Here is a 2,210-nt window from a genome sequence, read left to right on the forward strand (position 1 = left end):
ATGAACATAAACCAGATGCATCTTAGCCAAGCCGCAAACCTGTCCTAAAAAGCAGGACCACTTCAGAATGCCCTTCTTAGCTCACAATATCAAATCAAGTGGCATGAAAAATTGGCGGCGGAGAACTAGATGGTGAAGAGTCGGCTTATCAAGAAAAAAAATAGAAAATCAGCGAGTCACCTAAAGGGTGTTGCACAGTTTTCCGAAGATACGGAGCCTCATGAAACGAACGGTGTCACGCTTGAGTTGGAAGATCCTTTTGACAAGTTCCGGTTTGAGCTGCCAACGAGGCGCAATCTTGTCAAAAATTATGATTTTACTTGTTTGGCGACAGGTTTGTCACAGGAGGATTTGGCGCCAAACCATCGTGGAAGATTTCTCGGAGACTATACCGGACGGCCCAAGCTGTCAGGTCAATTATTAGATGCAATTAAGCAAAAGATTCGGGGTGGATCTGAGAGTGCAGGTCGTCAACTCAAAAGCAATCTGGGTAACCTGTATCGAGCACTTGATGAGATAGAAAGAGTCGGTGCCTTTAAAATTGACCGGTTGGAAGACATCACCGACGAGGTGGCAGAGCAAATCGCGATTAACATGATTGATAAAGCAACGAGCTCCTACGGCACCGTAAAAACAGTCATAAGTCGATCAATAAAAAGTGCGTGCCCTGAAAAAGAAATTTGTTTTAGGCCTGCCCCGCGTGCAGCTTCTGAGATCCGTTTTGTGGAAAAGCAGAAAGCAAGAATGCGCCTGATGGGCGAAACGAAAAAGACAGATACACGGATTCCGACAGATCAAGAGATGAAGAAAGTTGCAAGGGCTATTCTTGCAGAGACCAAAGAGCTGTGCCGGAACTTTAAAGATGGTCAACGGTTGGTCCAAAGTGAACCAAAACACCGTCATCGCAACCAGTGGCGTAAGCCAGACTATGTTGCAAAGAGGTTTCATGATGCCATAGCGAAATCTATGTTGACGGGAGGGTTCACAAAATTTGATCTGGGGAGGCACCTTGGTCCTTCTGTGAATTTTTTGGGAAGAGATGTTGGCGCAAGTTACTTGCCCCCATCTCGAAAGAGTTCCTGGGCATACATAAACGCGATGCGTTGGTTCATCCCCGTTGCTGATGATATGTATTTGTTAGCCTTGCAGTTCCTGATTATGACGGGTTGGAACATCGAGGTCGCTTTGCGGCTTGATGTGAGCGACACAGGTAAGTGGGTAACGCCTCACCCAATTGATCCCGACCTCGTTGTTCTCAGATCCGTTAAGACTCGCGCAAAAGGTGTGATGCAGTACGCCGTCAGCAAGTTAGGAGACGTTAACCATCCATACCAGATTATACAGAGGGCTTTGAGTATCACAGAGCCGCTGCGGGTTTGCTTGCGCACTGAGTTGGCCACAATTGCCGAGATGTACCAGCAGCCTTACCCTCGCGAGATTCAGTCTCGGGTAAACCGGATCAAAGATATGCTCAAGTCACCGTGGTTGTATTTCAATACTAACGAAATTGGTCGAATTGGATTGGTAGATACTGGTATCAGTTGGGAACTCACAATAGCTCTTCGGGCGTTGCTAGAGAAGCATGGTCACGATGATCTTCTTTGGATGACTGTCAGTGATTTTCGTGATGGATACATCAGTGATGTTTACGCTGCGTCAGGCCACCAATACATCGTTGCTCAGTTGGCAGCGGGGCATGAGAACATAAAAAGCCTTCGGCACTATCTCAACAACGCGCTCTGGAGAAACAAGTCATTTAAATCGACTCGACGTTTTCAGGACGCACTCTTCAAATTAATAGGTAAGCGTCCGGTCTGACTGCTCTGACGCGGCATAGAGTGCGCTGATAGTGTCCACCATTGATAGTGGACATCTTGAGGGCAGATATGGCGGGCAAGAAGGGTCAGAAGAAGCGGTTCTGGTCGGATGAGGAGAAGATTTCGATCTGTGGGCAGACATGCGCGCCGGGCGTTTCAGTTGCACAAGTTGCGCGACGGTATGCGATGAATGCTAACCTGATCCACAAATGGTTGCGTGATCCAAAATTTGCGCCAGACATGGAGATCGTTGAAGAACTGGTTTCTGAGACACCGTGTTTTCTTCCAGTTGAGATTGTTGATCGGTCTGGCGCCAGCGACACGGCATCGACTGAAGTGGTCCTGCTTTTTAGGACAGGTTTGCGGCTTGGCTAAGATGCATCTGGTTTATGT

General features: G+C 47.7%; 2 protein-coding genes. Both read left to right on the forward strand.

Annotated elements, in window-relative coordinates; all coding sequences use genetic code 11:
- The first annotated feature begins 129 nt into the window (after nucleotides 1-129).
- A complete protein-coding gene (locus FAP39_RS17240; protein ID WP_138017609.1) occupies nucleotides 130-1,818 on the forward strand; it encodes a hypothetical protein in 1,689 nt (562 codons plus the stop codon).
- A 68-nt stretch (nucleotides 1,819-1,886) separates the two neighbouring features.
- Nucleotides 1,887-2,192 (forward strand): transposase, encoded by a 306-nt coding sequence (locus tag FAP39_RS17870; RefSeq protein ID WP_246059250.1) that lies wholly within the window; start codon nucleotides 1,887-1,889, stop codon nucleotides 2,190-2,192.
- The last annotated feature ends 18 nt before the right edge of the window (nucleotides 2,193-2,210 follow it).

It is taken from the genome of Shimia litoralis, from assembly GCF_005518135.1.
Taxonomy (GTDB): domain Bacteria; phylum Pseudomonadota; class Alphaproteobacteria; order Rhodobacterales; family Rhodobacteraceae; genus Shimia_E; species Shimia_E litoralis.

Coding starts and splice junctions, on each gene's coding strand:
- FAP39_RS17240 (WP_138017609.1), top strand. CDS start 130: ATGGTGAAGAGTCGGCTTATCAAGAAAAAAAATAGAAAATCAGCGAGT.
- FAP39_RS17870 (WP_246059250.1), top strand. CDS start 1,887: ATGGCGGGCAAGAAGGGTCAGAAGAAGCGGTTCTGGTCGGATGAGGAG.